Annotated in this window: 2 protein-coding genes; both read left to right on the forward strand. The window is 36.7% G+C overall.

Annotated features, from left to right (window positions below; genetic code table 11):
* A partial coding sequence (locus tag FTV42_RS16975; RefSeq protein WP_373683243.1) for a hypothetical protein occupies positions 1-327 on the forward strand: 327 nt, incomplete at its 5' end.
* Positions 328-504: 177 nt separating this feature from the next.
* Entirely contained in the window at positions 505-1,071 is a 567-nt protein-coding gene (locus FTV42_RS16980) for a recombinase family protein (protein WP_006581699.1), read from the forward strand.
* Positions 1,072-1,310 lie beyond the last annotated feature (239 nt).

The following is a 1,310-nucleotide window of genomic DNA, read 5'->3' on the forward strand; positions in this document are numbered from 1 at the left end:
CTTTATCCTGTCTACCCGACTTGTAATATGATTCATATATCAGCTAATTGGGAGTACGGCACTATGTCAACAGTAGATCTAATTGATGAAGATGACAATGAATCAGGTATTGCTGCCAAAGCTGCAAATGTACTTCGAGACCGCTTTATTGCCGCAGCGCAAAGAGGAACAGTGCTGTATGTAGAAAATGATAATTTAATGAGTAAAACACCGAATGGTGTGCCAATTTTGGTTAAACACTTGGACGGCCGGAATCCTGACCTTGCTTACCGACTTGCTGGGCGACGAACTTTTAAAATTAAAAAACGTAAAATTAATTCGAATTGAGGCAGGCTTTTACTCCCATTCGATCGAATTTCGAATAAGAGATGTTCTGTAAATTTAGAGTATAGCCTAACGGAACAAAATAAAGTCTTAAAAAGCAACTCAAAAACCGTATTTATAGACTTAATATTTAATTTCGGTACAATATGTATTTAATTATCTAAACTCTAACGGTACAGAATGCCTAATCAGGTCGGATATATTCGAGTCAGTTCAACTGAACAAAATACTGAACGTCAATTAGATGGAATCAGCCTGGATAAGACCTTTACTGAAAAGGCAAGCGGTGGTAGCCGTGAACGTCCTCAGTTAAATGCAATGCTCGACTATCTGCGTGAAGGTGATACGGTGCATGTTCATAGTATTGATCGTCTGGCACGTAATACAAATGATCTGAACGAAATTGTGAATAGTCTGAATGATCGTGGTATAACCATTATTTTTCATAAAGAGAATTTGACCTTCAGTCATGATGTAGCACAATCGGCAATAAATAAACTCATGTTTCAGATGCTTGCTGCATTTGCAGAGTTTGAACGCTCCATGATCCGTGAGCGTCAAAAGGAAGGAATTGCAAAAGCCAAAGCGAAGGGCTTATATAAGGGAAGAAAGCGGAAGGTTGACTATGTTGAAATACGAAAAGCAATGGCTGAAGAAAATTCAACATTTAGAGGTGTTGCAGAAAAGTTTAAAGTAGGGATAGCAACAGTACAAAGAGCTTTAAAAGAAGAAACTAATAATCAATAAGGTTGATTAATGAAGACGCTTAGATATTCAAATTTAGAAAAGATCATGACCATTTATACTGAAATTTCTACTTATATTACATTTCATAATGCGACTGGTTTAACAGATATAAATAAATCAATGGAAGATTTTTGAACCGTACCGGGTTTGTCGGAGACCAAGCTTTCTGAGAGAATGTCCCGATGAAAAAAGTAAAATATACCCCTGAAATCAGAGAAAGAGCGGTTCAATTATTGATT

Origin of the sequence: Acinetobacter sp. YH16052 (genome assembly GCF_013417155.1) — a bacterium.
Lineage (GTDB): Bacteria > Pseudomonadota > Gammaproteobacteria > Pseudomonadales > Moraxellaceae > Acinetobacter.